The sequence below is a fragment of the Streptomyces sp. NBC_01232 genome (genome assembly GCF_035989885.1).
In the GTDB taxonomy this organism is placed as follows: Bacteria; Actinomycetota; Actinomycetes; order Streptomycetales; family Streptomycetaceae; genus Streptomyces.
Genome location: NZ_CP108518.1, coordinates 5,881,068 through 5,898,645, shown reverse-complemented (window position 1 = coordinate 5,898,645; position 17,578 = coordinate 5,881,068). Strand labels below are relative to the sequence as shown.

The following is a 17,578-nucleotide window of genomic DNA, read 5'->3' as shown; positions in this document are numbered from 1 at the left end:
ACCGGCAAGACCGTGTCTCTCATCGGTTTCACTCTTTCACCGGAACACCCCAGGTCAACGACCGCCTCGCCGGGGGGCTGCGGTTTGTGTGCCTCCTCCAGCCGTTTGTCTGCTCAACTGCCAGCCGTCGCCCTGCCGTTCGACGAACCCCAGAGAGTGAAGTTCGTACAGTCTGCCGATGACTTCATCAGCGCCGGTGCCGGAGGCAAGTGCCAGCTCGGCCACGTCCGCGGGCCGGCCGGCCGGCAGCGCCTCGAGAACGCGCGCGGTGTCGCGGTCCAGCAGGTCCCGGGCGAGCACCGGGCCGCGCCGCTCGGGAGCGAGCTCGCCCATGGCCCCGACCAGCTCGATCACCTCGTCCGCGTCGGTGACGAGCGCGGCCTCGCCCCGCAGCAGCTCGTGCACCCCGGCGGAGAGGGTGCTGGTCGCGGGACCGGGGACGCCCATCGTGAACCGCCCGAGACGCTGCGCCCGCCGGGCCGTGACCAGGGAGCCGCTGCGGTGCGCGGCCTCCACGACGACCGTGCCCCGGGTCAGGGCCGCGATGACCCGGTTGCGCAGGACGAAGCGGCTGGGAGTCGGATGGCTGCCCGGTGGCAGCTCCCCGAGGATCAGCCCCTGCCCCGCGATCCGGCCGAGCAGTCCGGCGTGTCCGCGCGGATAGGCGACGTCCGCGCCGCAGGCCAGCACCGCCGCGGTCGCTCCGCCCGAGGCGAGGGCCCCCCGGTGGGCGGCGCCGTCGATCCCGAACGCGGCGCCGGACACCACGACCCAACCCCGCTCGGCGAGCCCGGCGGCCAGGGTCTGGGCCATGTGCGCGCCGTACGGGGTGCAGGCGCGGGCCCCGACCACGGATACCGAACGCAGCGCCCAGGTACGGAGGTTCGGCCGCCCCCGCAGCCACAGCCCGACGGGCCTCTCGTCGCCGAGGTCGTCGAGCTGGGTCGGCCACTCCGGCGATCCCGGGAACACGAACCGGCCCCCCGACTCGGCGGCCAGCGCGAGGTCCCGCCCGGGGTCGGCCAGCGCCGCCCGTCTGCGGTACCCGGCGAGTCGCTCCGGCCCCACCCCGGACGGCGTGTCCGGCTCCGCGCCCGGGTCGGTCAGCAGCCGTATCAGCCCCACCGCGCCGAACTCCCGCAGCCAGCGCCCGCCGTGCGCGTCCCCGGGCTCCAGCACACGGGTCAGCGCCGCCCGCGCCACCAGTTCCCCGTCCCGGGCGCCGGTCATGTCCCGGCCCCCGGCAATGGCATCGCCCCGCGGGCGATCCCGGTCCGCAGCTCCAGGGCCACGGCCACGTCCAGCGCCTCGGGCCGGTCCCGCCCGCGCAGGTCTGCCACGGTCCAGGCGACCCGCAGCACCCGGTCCAGTCCGCGCGCGGTGAGAAGCCCCCGCTCCAGGTCGCGTTCGGCGCAGGCCAGCGCGCCCGGCCCCGCCTGCCACCGGGTGCGCAATTCCGGCCCGGGCACCTCCGAGTTGAGCCGCCACGGCGTGTCGGCGAGCCGGGCCGCGGCGCGCTCCCGGGCCTCCTTGACCCGCTCGGCCACCACCGCGGTGGACTCCCCGCGGCCGCCCCGCCCCAGCAGGTCGCAGCGGGTCACGGGCTCGGCCTCCACCCGCAGGTCGACCCGGTCGAGCAACGGCCCTGACAGCCGTGCCTGGTAACGCCGGATCACCGAGGGCGGGCATTCGCACCCGGCCCCGTGCAAGGTGTGGCGTCCGCACGGACACGGGTTCGCGGCGAGCACCATCAGGAACCTCGCCGGCAGCCGCACCACCCCGGCGGCGCGGGCGATGACCACGTGCCCCGATTCGAGGGGCTGTCGCAGCGCGTCCAGCGTCTTGCTCTGGAACTCCGCGGCCTCGTCCAGAAAGAGGACGCCCCGGTGCGCCAGGGAGACCGCCCCGGGCCTCGGGATCCCGTTTCCGCCGCCCACCAGGGACTGCATGGTCGCCGAATGGTGCGGTGCGCAGTACGGGGGCCTCGCGACGAGCGGTTCGCCGGGCGGCAGGATTCCCGCGACCGAGTGGACGGCCGTGACCTCCACGGAGTCCTGCCGGGTGAGCGGCGGCAGGAGCCAGGGCAGCCGCTCGGCCAGCATGGTCTTGCCCGCTCCGGGCGGCCCGCTGAGGAAGAGGTGGTGCCCTCCGGCGGCCGCCACCTCCAGCGCGCGGCGCGCCGTGTGCTGCCCGGCCACGTCGGCGAGGTCGGGGAAACCCTCGGGGTCCTCCCCGCCGGGGCGGCCCCGGGCGAGGCCCGTCCCCAGTCCCGCCCCCGGGACGAGCAGTCCGGCCAGCATCGGGTCCGGCCGGCCCGGCGGTTCGCAGGGCTCCTCCTGCGGGACCTCACCACCGGTCAGGACCGCGATGAGCTGGCGCAGGCTCCGTACGCCGAGGACCGAGACGTCCGGGACGAGCGCGGCCTCGGCCGCGCACTGCTGCGGCACCACCACCTGCCGGTATCCGGCCTCGGCCGCGGCGAGGACCGCGGGCAGGATCCCCCGGACCGGGCGCACCCGGCCGTCCAGTCCCAGTTCCCCGATGAGGACGAGGTCCGCGATCGCGCCCGGGTCGACCAGCTCGGCGGCCCCGAGGACAGCTGCCGCGACGGCGAGATCGAATCCCGCGCCCGATTTCGGTACGGAGGCCGGGCTCAGCCCGACGGTGAGCTTCTTCTGCGGCCAGGCCGCTCCCGAGTTGACCACGGCCGCCCGCACCCGGTCCCGGCTCTCGACCAGGGTCTTGTCCGGCAGTCCCACCAGGGTGAAGGCCGCGACCCCGGGCTCCAGGTCGGCCTGTACCTCGACCACCACGCCGTCGACGCCCACCAGGGCCACCGAGCAGGCCCGCGCGAACCCCATCAGGCCACCCCCCTGACGTGTTCCACCAGGGGAGCCCCGCGCCGCGGCAGCAGCACCCCGACGAGGTCGATGCGCACCCCGCCCGGTGGTGGTCCGCCGTGGTCGGCGAGCCAGCGTCCGGCGAGTCCGCGCAGGCGCTCGGCCTTCGCGGGCCGCACCGCGGCCATCGGATGCTCGAAGCCGCCCGTTCTGCGGGTCTTGACCTCGCACACGACCAGGGCGTCCCCGTCCCGGGCGACGATGTCGATCTCCCCGCCGCGGCACCGCCAGTTCCGTGCGATCACGGTCATCCCGGCTTCGGTGAGCCGCCGTGCCGCGAGGTCCTCGCCGTACCGCCCCAATGCCTGCTGTGCCACGCCCTTCGCGTTCATCCGGCACCACCTCCGGCACCGACGGTCCCGCGCCCCCGCCCACCGTGTGGATCTTGGTGGACAAACCGGCCGTTGTGGACAACCGCCTCACCCTTGCGGGTGAGGCGGCGCTGCCGGCACCTGCCCTCAGCTGCCGGGCAGTTCGAGATCGCTCTTGTTGAGCTCCTCGATGTTCACGTCCTTGAAGGTCAGCACCCGCACCTGCTTCACGAAGCGGGCCGGCCTGTACATGTCCCAGACCCAGGCGTCGGCCATCGAGACCTCGAAGAACACCTCCCCCTGGACCGAGTGCACCTGCATCTCGTAGTCGTTCGTGAGGTAGAAACGGCGTTCCGTCTCGATCACATACTTGAACAGCCCGACGACGTCGCGGTACTCCCGATAGAGCTTCAGCTCCATCTCGGTCTCGTACTTTTCGAGGTCCTCGGCACTCATGGCATGTTCCCCTTCAGCCGTGCGTCCCCCTATTGTGCGCCAGGCCCATGTGCCCCTAAACGATTTCCGGGGCCAGGACCACCGGCTCACCCGGAGGACCGTCGTCGAGCAGCGTACGGAGCAGCTCGGCGAGTCTGGTCGGGTACACCGTCTCACGGGCCGCCAGAAGTTCCTCGGAGGTCCACCACCTGGCTCCGGTGACACTACGCCGCTCGAGTTCGGTGAGGCCGCCCATCTCGGTCGCGGTCTGGGTGGTACGGGCCAGGAAGTACCACTCGTCCTGGTCCCAGCGCCGTCCGTCGAAGGGGAAGGAGCAGTACCGGTGCCACAGCACCGGACCCAGCTCCACCTCGGTGATCCCGGTCTCCTCCGCCAGCTCCCGCAGTGCGGCCTGTTCCCGGCTCTCCGCCCCCTCCAGCCCGCCGCCGGGGGTGAACCACCAGTCGTCCGAGGGGTCGGCCGGTTCGAAGCCGTGCAGCAGCAGGATGCGGTCCGCCGGGTCCAGCAGGATCACCCGCGACACCTTCCGGTGGCCGTGCTCCCCGGCCGGGTCAGCTGACACCGGCCCGCTCCTTGCGCCGCCCGCGCCCCAGGACCCGCGCGAGCGGCCCGTACGCGGCCCCCAGCACCACCAGGGCGGCCCCGGCCAGCACCGCCGCCACCTGGAGCAGCAGCGGCCCGGGCTGCGAGGGCCCGCCCGGCAGGGCGGCGTACGCCGGCCGCTCCAGCATCGTCATGGTGGGCCAGGCCAGGGCGTCGACGCGGGCGCTGACGGCGGACCGGGGCACCGTGCCCTGTCCGGCCTCCTGCAGGTGGGCACGGGAGTCCAGGGAGGCGGCCCGCCGGTCGCCCAGCAGGAAGAGGTTCCCCTCGGGGACCGTCACCTCGAAGGGGGTCCCGGTGGGCGCGGTCTGTCCGGGCGGCATGGCCAGGCCGGTATCGGGGCCCTTTGTGTCGGCGTAGGGCTCGTCCAGCGGGGCGCCGTTCACCGTCAGCCCGCCGGCCGGGCCGCAGCACTTGACGGTGTCGCCGCCGATGCCGACGACCCGCTTGACCATGGGTGAGTCGCTCCACATGGAATCAGTGAAGATGACCACGTCCCCGCGGCGCACCTCGCCGCCGTCGATGCGCTGCGCCAGCACCCGGTCCCCGGGCCGCACGGTGGGCATCATCGAGTCGGTGGGCACCGTGTAGGGCCGGTAGACGACCGCCCCCCACACGAAGCCGCCCAGGAAGAGCGCAAAGCCGATGGCCACGGCGAGTCCCGACAGCACGTTGCCGAGACCGCCGCGGCCATCCTTGCCACTGCGTATCGCTTGTGTTCCGCCCATTCCAGCGCCCCCACACACTTCGGGATCGTCGACCTGGGCGGCACCCTACCCGTCGGTACGGCCGCTGGTCAGCTTCCGCCTGCGCCACATGACGAGCGGAACGGCTCCCGTGAGCCCCAGCGCGGCCGGTCCGAGCCCGACCGGGGCCAGTCCTGCGGCCCCGAGGCCGAGCGCGGTCGCCGCGGCCTGGTTGCCGATGCCCGGCTGGTCGAAGGTGTCCGGGACCGGCAGGGTCGACCAGCGGGTGAGCGGCCACGCGACCACCACGGCCCGGCCGACGACCTTGTCGACCGGCACGAAGCCCTGGGTGGAGTCCTGCATGTGGTAGCGGGAGTCCTGGGAGTTCTGCCGGTGGTCGCCCATGACCCAGATCTTGCCCTTGGGCACGGTGATCGGGCCGAACGGGGCGTCGTCGCACGCGGTGTTGCCGGGGAAGATGTACGGCTCGTCCAGCGCCTTGCCGTTGACGACGACCGGTCCCCCCTTCTTGCACTCGACCGTGTCCCCGCCGATGGCGATGGTCCGCTTGATCAGGTCCTTCTCGGCGGCGTCCGGCATCAGGCCGATCTTGCTGAGCACCTGCTGGAAGAGGTTCGGCTCGGGGGTGGGCTCTCCGGACAGCCAGTCCGCCGGGTCGTGGAAGACCACGACCTCGCCCCGCTCGGGCTCGGATCCGAACCAGGGGGTCAGCTTGTCCACCAGTACCCGGTCGCCGCGCTGCAGGGTGTTCTGCATCGAGTCGGACGGGATGGAGAACGCCTGGACCAGGAAGGTCTTGATCAGCAGGGCAAGCAGCAGGGCGATGCCGATGAGGAGCGGGAGCTCCTTCCAGAAGGACCGGTGCGCATGTTCCTTGGCGTCGCCGTCCTCCTCGGCCTCACGCTCGACGGCGTCGTCCGGCCGCTCCTCGCCCTCGTCGCGCCCGGACCGTGCGCCTACCGCCACGTCCCCCACATCCACTCCTCACTCGCGATTGCCGCCCGCGTCGAAACCGCACGGGCCCTCCCCTCCCTTAACGAGCGGGAGTTCCCTAAGGCTCGGGAGACCGAGGACACACTATGCGAACGGCACGCCCCGACGGCCACGCCGACGGCCGCGTCCCTCGCGCCGTGCCTGATCGGGCACCATGCGGAAGGTCTCCGGCTGCTCCAGCCGGGTCCAGTGGCCGAACGGCCAGGCAATCACGACGGCCTCCCCCACCACTCCGCTCTCGGCGATGGTGCCCTGAAAGCCCTCGTCGAGATGGAAACGGGAGTCGGCCGAATTCGCGCGGTGGTCACCCATCACGAAGAGCCGGCCCTCCGGCACCACGATGTCGAACGGAATGTCCGAAGGGGTGTTGCCCGGGTTCACGTACGGCTCATCGAGCGGCGAGCCGTTGACGGTGACCCGGCCCCTGCCGTCGCAGCACTTGACGGTGTCCCCGCCGACCCCGATGACCCGCTTGATCAGGTCCTGTTCGTCGGCCGAGGGCAGCAGGCCGATGAAGGTCAGCGCCTCCTTGATCTGCTTGACCACGATCGGGTCCTTGGCCGGACGGGCCGCCTCGCCCCTGAGCCAGCCGCCGGGGTCCTTGAACACGACGACGTCGCCGCGCTCGATCTTGGAGCCGAACCACGGGGTCAGCTTGTCCACGAGGACCCGGTCGCCGATCCGGATGGTCTGCTCCATGGAGCCCGACGGAATGAAGAAGGCCTGCACCAGGAAGGTCTTCAGGAGCAGGGCTATGCACAGCGCCACGACGACCAGCAGCGGCAGCTCGCCGGCCCGGCGCGTGCGGCGCCTGCGGCGCACCTTGCGGGCTGTCCGGCGCCGTTCGGCCCGGCCGCCCTCCACCCGGCCGTTCTTGACCACCGGGGGCGGTACGGGCTCCGGCTCCGGCTCGGGTTCCGGCTCGGGTTCCCACTGCCGTCCGCCCCGCGACCGTCCGCGGCTACCCATGGCCACCGCCCACGGAATCCCAGCGCGACAGGGGCCAGCCGATCCAGTCGGCCCGCCCGATCACCTTCTCCACCGGCACCATCCCCCCACCCGGCTCGCCCAGGTGATCCCGGGAGTCCCGGGACTGGGAACGATGATCGCCCATGACCCAGAGGGTCCCGAGCGGTACGACGATCCGGAACGGCACCACCGAGGGGGCGTCACCGGGGTACAGGTACGGCTCGTCCAGCGGCACGCCGTTCACGGCCACCCGCCCGCCGGCGTCACAGCACACCACGTCGTCGCCGCCGACGCCCACGACCCGCTTCACGAAGTCGGTGTCCGACGGCTCCGCCAGCCCGAGCGCCGAAGCCGCGCCGTGCAGCAGGCCGCCGACCGGATTGCCGGCCGGGCGTTCCCGTACGAAGGAGCCCGTGCCGTCGAAGACCACGAGGTCGCCGCGGCGCGGCTGCTCGCCGAAACGGTACGCCAGCTTGTTGACCAGCACCCGGTCCCCGACCTGCAGCGTCGGCTCCATCGAGCGGCTCGGGATCAGGAAGGGCTGGATCACGAAGTTGCTGAACAGCAGCAGGAGGACGGTGCAGATCACACCGAGCGCTCCGGCGCGGCGCCAGGTCAGGGGCCGCCCGCCGGCGGTCCGCCGCGTCTGGGACAACGCAAAACGCGGCCGCTCGTCCCCCTCGCGGGGGGAAGAGTGGCCGCGCTGCGTGTGAGGTGCTTCGGTGTCCATCGGGGGCGAGCCTATCCGGCCGCCCCCGGACTCCGGGTGCGGCCTCAGCGGTCGCGCTTCTCCTTGATCTTCGCGGCCTTGCCGCGGAGCTCACGGAGGTAGTACAGCTTCGCGCGGCGAACGTCACCGCGGGTGACGAGCTCGATCTTCTCGAAGATCGGGGAGTGGACCGGGAAGGTACGCTCCACGCCGACGCTGAAGGACACCTTGCGCACGGTGAAGGTCTCGGAGACACCGGCACCCTGGCGGCGGATGACTACGCCCTTGAACTGCTGGATACGGGAGCGGTTGCCCTCGATCACGCGGACGTGCACGTTGATCGTGTCACCCGGGCGGAAGGCCGGGACGTCCGAGCGGAGCGCGGCGGCGTTGACGCCATCGAGCAGGTGAGACATGTTCTTCGTCTGCTTTCTTCGCATGACGCCACAGGTCGCCAGTGCGGGTTTCCGTAGAGAATTCGGGAGCTGTGGGACCCGGCGGACGACGGTCCCCCTGTGGCAGGGGCGCCCGCGAGCACACAGCAGCCGCCTATTCTTCCACGGCCTGCGGCCTGCGCCAAAATCGGCCGTCTGCGGACGGCTGCCAGCCCAGGACGGAGAGGATCTCGCGGTCCTTCTTGTCGAAGCCCGCGGCCTCGCAGCGCTCGATCAGGTCCGGCCGGTTCTGCGCGGTGCGGCGGAAGGCCTCGTCCCGGCGCCACCGGGCGATTTTCCCGTGGTGGCCGCTGAGCAGCACCTCGGGGATGTCCCGGCCCCGCCACACGGGGGGCTTGGTGTAGACGGGCCCCTCCAGCAGGTTCGCCATCTCGCCGGGCGCGAAGGAGTCGTCGCGGTGCGATTCGGCGTTGCCGAGCACCCCGGGCAGCAGCCGGGCCACGGCCTCGGTGACCACCAGTACGGCGGCCTCGCCGCCCGCCAGGACGTAGTCGCCGATGGAGACCTCGTACACCGGCATGCGGGTGGCGTACTCGTCCATGACCCGGCGGTCGATGCCCTCGTACCGGGCCGGCGTGAAGATCAGCCAGGGCCGCTCGGAGAGCTCGACGGCCAGTTCCTGGGTGAAGGGCCGGCCGCTGGGCGTGGGAACGACGACGACGGGCCCGTGCGCGCCGGCCTCGTAGCCGTCGGCCAGCGCGGAGTCCAGCGCCTCGCCCCACGGCTCGGTCTTCATGACCATGCCGGGACCGCCGCCGTACGGCGTGTCGTCCACGGTGTTGTGCCGGTCGTACGTCCAGTCGCGCAGGTCGTGCACGTGCACGTCGAGCTGCCCGCGGGCGCGGGCCTTGCCGACGAGGGAGACGTTCAGCGGCTCCAGGTACTCGGGGAAGATCGTGACGACGTCGAGACGCATCAGGCGTCGTCCCCGGAGCCCTTGGAACCCTTGGAACCCGGGGCGTCCTCGGAGTTGTCGGCGTCCGCCGCTTCCTCGTCACGGGTCGATACGACGATGGCGTCGCGCTCGTCGATCAGCCCGGGCGGCGGGGTGATGACACAGCGCTGCTCGTCCAGGTCGATCTCGGCGACGATCTCCTCCACGAAGGGGATCATCACCTCGGTGCCGTCCGGCCGCTCGACGATGAAGAGGTCCTGCGAGGGCAGGTGGGAGATCTCGGTGATCCGGCCGATCTCGGTGCCGTCCTCCAGCACCACGTCCAGGTCCATCAGCTGGTGGTCGTAGTACTCGTCGGGCTCCTCCGGCAGCTCTGCCGGGTCGACCTCGGCGATCAGGAGGATGTTGCGCAGCGCCTCGGCGCCGGTGCGGTCCTTGACCCCCGCGAAACGGAGCAGCAGCCGCCCGCTGTGCACGCGGCCCGTCTCGATCGTCAGAGGTCCCGCCGTCGCGGGGTCCGTCCTGAGCACGGCGCCGGGACCGAGCCGCAGTTCCGGCTCGTCGGTGCGCACCTCGACGGTGACCTCACCCTTGATGCCGTGGGCGCGGCCGATCCGCGCGACTACCAACTCCACTGTGCTCTTCCCTTACTGCGGCGTGGTTGCTCACATCATTGGTCGCTCCTGCCCGGGGGCAGAAACATCGCTCCTGCCCGGGGGCAGAAACAGCACGGGCCGGGGCGGGCAACATACGCCCTCCCCGGCCCGTGCCGGTGAATCAACTGCTCAGCGGACCTGGTCCACGTCGACGAGGTCGACGCGGATCCCCCGGCCGCCGATGGCGCCCACGACGGTGCGCAGAGCACGTGCGGTGCGGCCGTTGCGGCCGATCACCTTGCCGAGGTCGTCGGGGTGGACCCGGACCTCGAGCACCTGCCCGCGACGCAGGTTGCGCGAGGCGACCTGCACTTCGTCGGGGTTGTCCACAATGCCCTTTACGAGGTGCTCAAGAGCCTCCTCGAGCATGATCAGGCCTCGGTCGACTCGGCGGCGGCCTCAGCCTCGTCCGCCTTCTTGTCGGCCTTCTTCGCCTTCTGCGTGATGGCCTCGCCCTTGCCCTCGCCGATGCCCTCGAGGGCCTTGGCGAACTCGTCGAAGGAGCGACGCTTGCTCTCCTTCGTCTCCGGCTGCAGGAGCGGCGCGGGGGCGGGGAGACCCTTGTGGGCCTGCCAGTCACCGGTCAGCTTCAGGATGGCGAGCACAGCCTCGGTGGGCTGGGCGCCGACGGACAGCCAGTACTGCGCACGCTCGGCGTTGACCTCGATGCGCGACGGGTTGTAGGTCGGGTGGTAGATACCGATCTCTTCGATCGCGCGACCGTCCCGACGGGTACGGGCGTCGGCGACGACGATGCGGTAGTGCGGCTGGCGAATCTTGCCGAGGCGCTTGAGCTTGATCTTGACTGCCACTGGAGTGGTGTCTCCTGAACTTGACGTGGTTGGGCACATGAGATGCCACGTGGGGTTGCGGTACTCGGGTGCCCGATGGACGCGTCAGCCGGAGGAGAGAGGGGTCCTATGCGACTGTCGAGTACAGCTAGCCATTGTGCCATACGCCTGCGCCGCGCTCCGCCGGGCGGGCAGGACCGGCTCCCGCCGGCGGCCCGTTCCCGCCTCGGTGCGGGCGCGGCCTTCCACGGGGACGGCCGTACGGGGCGCGGGGCGCGGCCCACCGGTGGTTCGGCGGTACGGGCTGCCCGCGTGTGCGCCGTCGGCGGCCGCCCCGGTGGGGGCGGGAGCCCGGCGGCCGGTTCGCCGTGGGGCGGTGGCCCCGGCGGCGGCCGACAGGGCGGTCAGGAGGCCGCCGCGATGGCCACGTCGGGGATGCGGAAGGGCTTCATGCAGCCACCGCAGACGATCGGCGCCTGAGCCAGCACGGAGGGGACCACCCGCACGTTGCGCCCGCAGTCGCAGACCGCCTTGACGCGCACACCGCCGCCGGACGACCCGTGCCGGGCCGCCGGTCCGCGGAAGCTGCGCTTGGTGTCGGCTGCCGTGGCCGCCGTGTGGGCCTTCAGCGCGCGCTGAAGCCGCTCGATGGTGGGCCGGTAGCGGCGCTTCGCCTCCGGGTTGAGGGTGACCAGCGAGAAGCCGCTGCTCGCGTGCGGTTCTTCGGAGTGGTCCAGCCCCATCTCCTCGGCGATCGCGAGGAATCTGCGGTTGTGGTAGCGGCCGGCGCGCGAGGTGTCACGGACACCGCGCGCTGCGGCGATGCCGTGGACTGCCTCGTGCAGCAGTCGCTCGAAGGAGAGCTCGCCGCCGCAGGCGGACGAGGACTCTCCGATCAGGGACTCGGGCGCGGCAAGGTCAGGCAGCTCGGGGTGGTACCGCTGAATATCGGCCCACGCCTGCGCCAGCTCTGCGGCGAGAACAGGTGGTGTCGTGCTCACGTCGTGACAACGAGCCGAGGTGCCCGGGTGTTCCGATTCCGGGCCATTCCAAATTTTTTGCACGTACCAGTCAGTTCAGTCTCATGCGTCCTGACGAGGACGGGTGCGCCGATCTCAGGAGGAGTCGGTACGTAACGTCGACCAAAGTGAACCGGCCCCGGCGTGCGGCACGTGCCGCACGCCGGGGCCGGGAAGCCTGTCGGCCCGGTCAGTACGAGCGCGCGACGATCGCGAGCGTACCGGGGGCGTCGTCCGCCTCCGGGACCGACCCGTCCTCGGCGATCAGGCAGCGCACGGAGACGGCCTGCTCCGCCAGCTTCGCCTCGCCCTCGGGACCGAGGTCGGCCCACGGGATCCGCGCCCAGCCGCCGGCGATGGCGGCCTCGGCGGCCTCCCCGATGGTCGCGACGTCGGACGTACGGGCCTCGCGGCGCTCGCGGGACTCGCGCAGCAGCTGCGCCTGGTCCTCGTCCAGCACCTTGGGCAGCAGGTCGGCGAGGGCGTCGATCTGCACCGGGGTCTTCCCGCCCGGGATCCGGCGGGCCAGCATCGCGGTGCCGGCCTCCAGGTCGCGGGGGCCGATCTCGATGCGGACCGGTACGCCCTTGAGCTCCCAGTCCACGGCGCGGCGGCCGAAGGGGGTGTCGACGCGGTCGTCGACGAACACGCGCAGGCCGGCCGCCTTGAGCTGGGCACCCAGCTCGCGGACCTTGGCCACGGCCTCGTCGCCCTTGATCGCCATGACGACGACCTGGACGTGCGCGAGGCGCGGCGGGACGCGCAGGCCGTTGTCGTCGCCGTGCGACATGATCAGGCCGCCGACCATGCGGGTCGAGACGCCCCACGAGGTCTGCCAGACGAGCTCCTGCTTGCCTTCCTTCGACAGGTACTGCGTGTTGAAGGCCTTGGCGAAGTTGGTGCCGAGCTCGTGGCTCGTGCCCAGCTGCAGGGCCTTGCCGTCGCCCATCATGCCCTCGAGGGTGAGGGTGTTGATGGCGCCGGCGAAGCGCTCCTTGGCGGTCTTGCGGCCGAGCACGACGTCGATGCCGAGCACGTTCGTCATGAAGTCGCCGTAGACGTCCGTGTGGATGCGGGCCGCGTAGTCGCGGGCGTCCTCGTAGGTGGCGTGGGCCGTGTGGCCCTCCTGCCAGAGGAACTCGCTCGTACGGAGGAACACGCGCGGGCGCATCTCCCAGCGGACCACGTTGGCCCACTGGTTGATCAGCAGGGGCAGGTCACGGTAGCTCTGGACCCACTTGGAGAAGTAGTCGTTGATGATCGTCTCGGAGGTGGGCCGGACGACGACCGGCTCTTCCAGCTCCTTGCCGCCGCCGTGCGTGACGACCGCGAGCTCGGGGGCGAAGCCCTCGACGTGCTCCGCTTCCTTCGTCAGGTACGACTGCGGGATGAACAGCGGGAAGTACGCGTTCTGGGCGCCAGCGTCCTTGATGCGCGCGTCCATCTCCTGCTGCATCCGCTCCCACAGGCCGTAGCCGTACGGTCGGATGACCATGGTGCCGCGGACCGGACCATTGTCGGCCAGCTCGGCCTTGTTGATCAGATCCTGGTACCAGCGGGGGAAATCCTCCGCCTGCGGGGTGAGAACGGGTGCCTTTGCCATGCCGCGAATCGTACGGCGCCCGGCACGCGATACGTGAATCGGGTGGCGCGCTCCTCTGGACGCGGGCGCGAATGGGGAGTTCTCTGGCAACGGGGGCACGGGGGCGACACGGAATCAGGAGCGCTCTTTCGATGACACCGACGCCGACGGCGACGCTCGTCGCCCGGGACTGGGCGGAGATCCAGGAACGGATGCTTGTACCGCTGTACGAGGCGGTCTACGACCGGCTGGAGGTCGGGCCGGGTGACCGGCTGCTCGGCCTGGACTGCGGGGCGGGCCTGGCCCTGCTGCTGGCGGCCGGGCGGGGAGCCGCGGCCACGGGCGTGGAGGCGGATCCGGCCCGGCGGGCACTGGCCCGTGAGCGGCTGCTGGAGGTACTGGCGGCCCCGCCGGAGCCTGCTTCGCCGCCCCGGCCGTACGACGCCCTGCTCGCCTTCTCCCCGGCCCCCGCGGCCCTGGCGGCGGCCCTGCCCGCGGTCCGCCGCGGCGGGGCGGTGGTGCTGGCCGACTGGGGGCCCGCGGAGCGCTGCACGGTGCCCTCGGTCCTGGGCGGTGGGCCCGCGCCGCGGGATCTGGACGCCCTGGTGGAGCGGGCCGGGCTGAGACCGGACGGTTCCGGGCGGGTGTTCTGCCCGTTCGGGTACGCGGACGTGGACAGCGCGGTACGCGGACTGCTGTCGACCGGGCTCTACGACCGCACGGCCGATCCCGTGCTGGCGGAGAAGGAACTGGCCGAGGCGCTTCACCCGTTCGAGCGGTCCGACGGCGCCGTGTGGCTGCCGAACATCTTCCGGTATGTGATCGCCAGGGTGGACTGACGGCGGGACCTGAGGCCGCACCTCAGTCGGCGCCGTACGCCTTCGTCATCCGGGTGATGCCCGCGGCGGCGTAGGCGGCCGGTTCGTCCAGGGTCTCGCTGGCGAGGAGGGCCTGCGCCAGGGCGTCCAGCTGCGGGCGGTGCTCGCGCAGCAGCCGGCAGGCCTCGATGTAGCACTCGTCCACGATGCGCCGCATCTCGTGGTCGACGGCGTCGAGGGTGGCGGGGGCGGCGGACAGGCCGTAGGGGCTCTGTCCGTCGGAGGGGATCGCGGTGAGGCGGCCGATCCGCTCGCTCATGCCCCAGCGGCCGACCATGCCTCGGACGATGTTGGTCACCTGCTCCAGGTCGTTCTCGGCTCCGGTGGTGATGAGGTCGTAGACGACGTGCTCGGCCGCCATGCCGCCGAGGGCGCCGATGATGCGGCCGCGCAGGTACTCCTCGGTGTAGGCGTACCGGTCCGCGTCCGGGGTCGAGAGGGTGACGCCGAGTGCGCGGCCGCGGGGAACGATCGTGATCTTGCGGACCGGGTCGGCGCCCGGCTGGAGCATGCCCAGCAGTGCGTGGCCGCTCTCGTGGTAGGCGGTGCGCCGGCGCTCCTCCTCCGGCATGACCAGCGGTCGCTCGGCGCCCAGCTGGACCTTCTCCAGGGCGTCCGACAGGTCCGACTGGGTGACCTGCTTCTGCTGGCGCTTGACGGCCAGCAGGGCGGCCTCGTTGGCCAGGTTGGCCAGGTCCGCTCCGGTCATGCCGGGCGTGATGCGGGCCACCTGCGCGAGGTCCACGCCCTCGGCGAGCGGGATGTCCCGGGTGTGGATGCGCAGGATGGCCTCGCGGCCGGCCCGGTCGGGCGGGGAGACGACCACCATGCGGTCGAAGCGGCCGGGGCGGGTCAGCGCCGGGTCCAGCACGTCGGCGCGGTTGGTGGCCGCGAGGACGATCACGCCCTCCGAGCCGGAGAAGCCGTCCATCTCGGTGAGGATCTGGTTGAGGGTCTGTTCGCGTTCGTCGTGCCCGCCCATGGCACTGCCCCCGCCGCGGGCCCGGCCGATGGTGTCGATCTCGTCGATGAAGATGATGGCGGGAGCCACCTTCCGCGCCTCGGTGAACAGTTCGCGCACGCGGGAGGCGCCGACTCCGACGATCATCTCGATGAACTCGGAGGCGGAGGCGGAGAAGAAGGGCACCCCCGCCTCGCCCGCGACCGCCCTCGCCAGCAGGGTCTTGCCCGTGCCGGGCGGGCCGGAGAGCAGGACCCCGCCGGGCATCCGGGCGCCCATCTTCCGGTACTCCTGCGGGTTCTTGAGGAAGTCGACGACGTCGTTGAGCTCGCCCTCGACCTCGTCGATGCCGGCCACGTCCTCGAAGGTGGTGCGCCTGTCGCCCGTCTCCAGCTCCACCGGCCTGGGCGGGGCCTTGCGGCCCAGTGCGCCCATCCCTCCCGCTCCGGAGCCCATCCGGCGGGCGATGACCACCCACAGCAGGACCAGGAGGAGCATCGGGGCGAGCGAGATCAGCAGGTTGGCGAGGAAGCTGCGCTGCACGACGACCGGGGAGGCTGTCACGGTCACGTTCTGCTGGGTGAGGTCGGCCCACAGCGCGTCGTCGGCGAAGGCCGGGCGCTGGGTGACGAATTTGGTGTAGTCGCCCTTGTCCCCGTCGGGCAGGGGCTGCGCGGCCTTCAGCTGGCCCTGGATGGCGTCGCCCTTGGAGTAGATCTTGGAGACGTTTCCGGCGGCGACCTGCTTGCTGAACTCGGTGTACGAGATCGTCGGCTCGTCGCCCTCGTTGAAGAAGGACAGCACCAGGTTGGTCACCAGGTAGACGATCAGAGCGGCCAGGATGAGCCCGCGCCAGCCGCCCGGCATCCTCTTCTTCGGCGCGGGGGTGGGCGGTGCGCCTTCCGAGCGCCAGGGCGTGTCGGCCCTGTCTCGGGGAGGTACGGGGGTGGGGCTGGGCACGGGGCGCCTCCTTCTGCCATCCTCCCGGCCGACCATAAGGGATAAAACGGGCCGTCGCCCCAGCGGGAAAGAAGCAGGAGGGCCCCCACCGTGCACACACGGTGGGGGCCCTCCTCGCGCACCTGCGGGGTGCTACTTCATGAACTTCTTGAACTCGTCCGGAAGGTCGAAGTCCTGACCGTCCTGGCCACCCGCCGGAAGACCGAAGGGGTTGCCGGCGGCCGCGGGCTCGATCGCCTGCGGGCCCTGCTCGCGGCGGGCCGCGGCTGCGGCCTCCTCTTCCTTGCGCTTCATCGGGTTGCCGCTCTTGCGCTTGCCCTTGGCCTGCTTGACCTGCTTCTTCTGCCGGCCGGGGCCGCCGCCCATCCCGGGGATGCCGGGCATGCCCGGCATTCCGCCGCCCTGGGCCATGCGGGACATCATCTTGCGGGCCTCGAAGAACCGCTCGACCAGCGACTTGACGGCGCTGACCTCGCTGCCGGAACCCTTGGCGATACGGGCACGGCGCGAGCCGTTGATGATCGTCGGGTCCTGGCGCTCGGCCGGGGTCATCGACTTGATGATCGCGGCGGTGCGGTCGACGTCGCGCTCGTCGATGTTGTTGATCTGGTCCTTGATCTGCCCCATGCCGGGCAGCATGCCGAGCAGCTTGGAGATGGAGCCCATCTTGCGGACCTGCTCCATCTGGGCCAGGAAGTCGTCGAGCGTGAACTCCTTGGGGCCCTTGGCGAGCTTGGCCGCCATCTTCTCGGCCTCGGCCTGCGAGAAGGTCTTCTCGGCCTGCTCGATGAGGGTGAGCATGTCACCCATGTCGAGGATCCGGCCCGCCATGCGGTCGGGGTGGAACGCGTCGAACTCGTCGAGCTTCTCGCCGTTCGAGGCGAACATGATCTGCTTGCCGGTGACGTGCGCGATGGAGAGCGCGGCACCGCCCCGGGCGTCGCCGTCGAGCTTGGAGAGCACGACGCCGTCGAAGCCGACGCCGTCGCGGAAGGCCTCGGCGGTGTTGACCGCGTCCTGGCCGATCATCGCGTCGACGACGAAGAGGATCTCGTCGGGGCTGACGGCGTCGCGGATGTCCGCTGCCTGCTGCATCAGCTCGGAGTCGATGCCGAGGCGGCCGGCGGTGTCGACGATGACGATGTCGTACTGCTTGGTCCGCGCGTACTCGACGGAGTCCTTCGCGACCTGGACCGGGTCGCCGACGCCGTTGCCGGGCTGGGGCGCGTACACGGCGACGCCCGCGCGCTCGGCGACGACGCTCAGCTGGTTGACGGCGTTGGGGCGCTGGAGGTCGCACGCGACCAGCAGCGGGGCGTGGCCCTGCCCCTTCAGCCACAGGCCGAGCTTTCCGGCGAGGGTGGTCTTACCGGCACCCTGGAGACCGGCCAGCATGATCACGGTGGGGGCGGTCTTGGCGAAGCGCAGCCGCCGGGTCTCGCCGCCGAGGATGGTGACGAGCTCGTCGTTGACGATCTTCAGGACCTGCTGGCCCGGGTTCAGGGCCTTGCTGACCTCCTCACCGCGCGCGCGTTCCTTGACGTTCGCGATGAAGGAGCGGACGACCGGGAGGGCGACGTCGGCCTCGAGGAGCGCGATACGGATTTCCCGGGCCGCTGCGTCGATGTCAGCCTCGGACAGCCGGCCTTTGCCGCGCAGGCCCTTGAAGGTATTCGCCAAGCGGTCGGAGAGCGTATCGAACACGGTGGTCGCGATTCCTCGGGTTCGGGGGC

Annotated in this window: 19 protein-coding genes; 1 reads left to right on the top strand and 18 read right to left on the bottom strand. The window is 71.6% G+C overall.

Annotated features, from left to right (window positions below; translation table 11 throughout):
• Positions 1 to 54 precede the first annotated feature (54 nt).
• From dprA to proS, 16 genes are all read right to left on the bottom strand, one after another.
• A complete protein-coding gene (gene dprA / locus OG444_RS27450; RefSeq protein ID WP_327264667.1) occupies positions 55 to 1,230 on the bottom strand; it encodes a DNA-processing protein DprA in 1,176 nt (391 codons plus the stop codon).
• On the bottom strand, positions 1,227 to 2,861 hold the full coding sequence (locus tag OG444_RS27445) for a YifB family Mg chelatase-like AAA ATPase (protein ID WP_327264666.1): 1,635 nt from the start codon (positions 2,859 to 2,861) through the stop codon (positions 1,227 to 1,229). Before OG444_RS27445 ends, dprA begins: the two co-directional genes overlap by 4 nt.
• Positions 2,861 to 3,232, bottom strand: a complete 372-nt coding sequence (locus tag OG444_RS27440; RefSeq protein ID WP_327264665.1) for a YraN family protein — start codon at positions 3,230 to 3,232, stop codon at positions 2,861 to 2,863. Before OG444_RS27440 ends, OG444_RS27445 begins: the two co-directional genes overlap by 1 nt.
• Before the next feature lie 126 nt (positions 3,233 to 3,358).
• Positions 3,359 to 3,667: a DUF2469 domain-containing protein gene (locus OG444_RS27435; protein ID WP_005311352.1), complete on the bottom strand. Its 309-nt coding sequence runs from the start codon at positions 3,665 to 3,667 to the stop codon at positions 3,359 to 3,361.
• A 55-nt stretch (positions 3,668 to 3,722) separates the two neighbouring features.
• The gene (locus tag OG444_RS27430; protein WP_327264664.1) at positions 3,723 to 4,229 is read right to left on the bottom strand and encodes an NUDIX hydrolase; all 507 of its coding nucleotides are present in this window, start codon (positions 4,227 to 4,229) and stop codon (positions 3,723 to 3,725) included.
• Positions 4,219 to 4,998: a signal peptidase I gene (lepB, locus tag OG444_RS27425; protein ID WP_327264663.1), complete on the bottom strand. Its 780-nt coding sequence runs from the start codon at positions 4,996 to 4,998 to the stop codon at positions 4,219 to 4,221. The genes OG444_RS27430 and lepB (OG444_RS27425) overlap by 11 nt, the downstream gene beginning before the upstream one ends.
• Before the next feature lie 45 nt (positions 4,999 to 5,043).
• Entirely contained in the window at positions 5,044 to 5,943 is a 900-nt protein-coding gene (gene lepB / locus OG444_RS27420) for a signal peptidase I (RefSeq protein ID WP_327264662.1), read from the bottom strand.
• Positions 5,944 to 6,054: 111 nt separating this feature from the next.
• Positions 6,055 to 6,939, bottom strand: coding sequence for a signal peptidase I (gene lepB / locus OG444_RS27415; protein WP_327266952.1), 885 nt, complete (start codon positions 6,937 to 6,939; stop codon positions 6,055 to 6,057).
• Positions 6,932 to 7,669, bottom strand: coding sequence for a signal peptidase I (lepB, locus tag OG444_RS27410; protein WP_327264661.1), 738 nt, complete (start codon positions 7,667 to 7,669; stop codon positions 6,932 to 6,934). Before lepB (OG444_RS27410) ends, lepB (OG444_RS27415) begins: the two co-directional genes overlap by 8 nt.
• Positions 7,670 to 7,713: 44 nt before the next feature.
• A complete protein-coding gene (gene rplS / locus OG444_RS27405; RefSeq protein ID WP_030386403.1) occupies positions 7,714 to 8,064 on the bottom strand; it encodes a 50S ribosomal protein L19 in 351 nt (116 codons plus the stop codon).
• Between the two features lie 133 nt (positions 8,065 to 8,197).
• Positions 8,198 to 9,019 carry a tRNA (guanosine(37)-N1)-methyltransferase TrmD gene (gene trmD, locus OG444_RS27400; RefSeq protein WP_327264660.1) on the bottom strand — a complete coding sequence of 274 codons (822 nt, stop codon included), beginning with the start codon at positions 9,017 to 9,019 and terminating at the stop codon, positions 8,198 to 8,200.
• On the bottom strand, positions 9,019 to 9,633 hold the full coding sequence (rimM, locus tag OG444_RS27395) for a ribosome maturation factor RimM (RefSeq protein ID WP_327264659.1): 615 nt from the start codon (positions 9,631 to 9,633) through the stop codon (positions 9,019 to 9,021). Before rimM ends, trmD begins: the two co-directional genes overlap by 1 nt.
• A 150-nt stretch (positions 9,634 to 9,783) precedes the next feature.
• Positions 9,784 to 10,023, bottom strand: a complete 240-nt coding sequence (locus OG444_RS27390; RefSeq protein ID WP_030011889.1) for an RNA-binding protein — start codon at positions 10,021 to 10,023, stop codon at positions 9,784 to 9,786.
• 2 nt (positions 10,024 to 10,025) lie between these two features.
• Positions 10,026 to 10,466 carry a 30S ribosomal protein S16 gene (gene rpsP / locus OG444_RS27385; RefSeq protein WP_030386406.1) on the bottom strand — a complete coding sequence of 147 codons (441 nt, stop codon included), beginning with the start codon at positions 10,464 to 10,466 and terminating at the stop codon, positions 10,026 to 10,028.
• Between the two features lie 383 nt (positions 10,467 to 10,849).
• Positions 10,850 to 11,446, bottom strand: coding sequence for a hypothetical protein (locus OG444_RS27380; RefSeq protein WP_327264658.1), 597 nt, complete (start codon positions 11,444 to 11,446; stop codon positions 10,850 to 10,852).
• A 208-nt stretch (positions 11,447 to 11,654) separates the two neighbouring features.
• Positions 11,655 to 13,067, bottom strand: coding sequence for a proline--tRNA ligase (gene proS, locus OG444_RS27375; RefSeq protein WP_327264657.1), 1,413 nt, complete (start codon positions 13,065 to 13,067; stop codon positions 11,655 to 11,657).
• A gap of 131 nt (positions 13,068 to 13,198) precedes the next feature.
• Between proS and OG444_RS27370 the strand changes: the two genes are divergently transcribed.
• Positions 13,199 to 13,885 (top strand): methyltransferase type 11, encoded by a 687-nt coding sequence (locus OG444_RS27370; protein ID WP_327264656.1) that lies wholly within the window; start codon positions 13,199 to 13,201, stop codon positions 13,883 to 13,885.
• Between the two features lie 22 nt (positions 13,886 to 13,907).
• Here the strand turns inward: OG444_RS27370 and ftsH are convergent, their stop codons facing one another.
• Both ftsH and ffh read right to left on the bottom strand, forming a co-directional pair.
• The gene (ftsH, locus tag OG444_RS27365) at positions 13,908 to 15,845 is read right to left on the bottom strand and encodes an ATP-dependent zinc metalloprotease FtsH (protein WP_327264655.1); all 1,938 of its coding nucleotides are present in this window, start codon (positions 15,843 to 15,845) and stop codon (positions 13,908 to 13,910) included.
• A gap of 132 nt (positions 15,846 to 15,977) precedes the next feature.
• On the bottom strand, positions 15,978 to 17,549 hold the full coding sequence (gene ffh, locus OG444_RS27360) for a signal recognition particle protein (protein ID WP_327264654.1): 1,572 nt from the start codon (positions 17,547 to 17,549) through the stop codon (positions 15,978 to 15,980).
• Between the last annotated feature and the right edge of the window lie 29 nt (positions 17,550 to 17,578).

Bases quoted from the DNA above. Each gene is read 5' to 3' on its own strand.
- OG444_RS27440 (WP_327264665.1), bottom strand. From the start codon at position 3,232: ATGAACGCGAAGGGCGTGGCACAGCAGGCATTGGGGCGGTACGGCGAG.
- lepB (WP_327264663.1), bottom strand. From the start codon at position 4,998: ATGGGCGGAACACAAGCGATACGCAGTGGCAAGGATGGCCGCGGCGGT.
- OG444_RS27370 (WP_327264656.1), top strand. From the start codon at position 13,199: ATGACACCGACGCCGACGGCGACGCTCGTCGCCCGGGACTGGGCGGAG.
- OG444_RS27435 (WP_005311352.1), bottom strand. From the start codon at position 3,667: ATGAGTGCCGAGGACCTCGAAAAGTACGAGACCGAGATGGAGCTGAAG.
- lepB (WP_327264661.1), bottom strand. From the start codon at position 7,669: ATGGACACCGAAGCACCTCACACGCAGCGCGGCCACTCTTCCCCCCGC.
- rplS (WP_030386403.1), bottom strand. From the start codon at position 8,064: ATGTCTCACCTGCTCGATGGCGTCAACGCCGCCGCGCTCCGCTCGGAC.
- OG444_RS27445 (WP_327264666.1), bottom strand. From the start codon at position 2,861: ATGGGGTTCGCGCGGGCCTGCTCGGTGGCCCTGGTGGGCGTCGACGGC.
- OG444_RS27390 (WP_030011889.1), bottom strand. From the start codon at position 10,023: ATGCTCGAGGAGGCTCTTGAGCACCTCGTAAAGGGCATTGTGGACAAC.
- lepB (WP_327266952.1), bottom strand. From the start codon at position 6,939: ATGGGTAGCCGCGGACGGTCGCGGGGCGGACGGCAGTGGGAACCCGAG.
- trmD (WP_327264660.1), bottom strand. From the start codon at position 9,019: ATGCGTCTCGACGTCGTCACGATCTTCCCCGAGTACCTGGAGCCGCTG.
- dprA (WP_327264667.1), bottom strand. From the start codon at position 1,230: ATGACCGGCGCCCGGGACGGGGAACTGGTGGCGCGGGCGGCGCTGACC.
- proS (WP_327264657.1), bottom strand. From the start codon at position 13,067: ATGGCAAAGGCACCCGTTCTCACCCCGCAGGCGGAGGATTTCCCCCGC.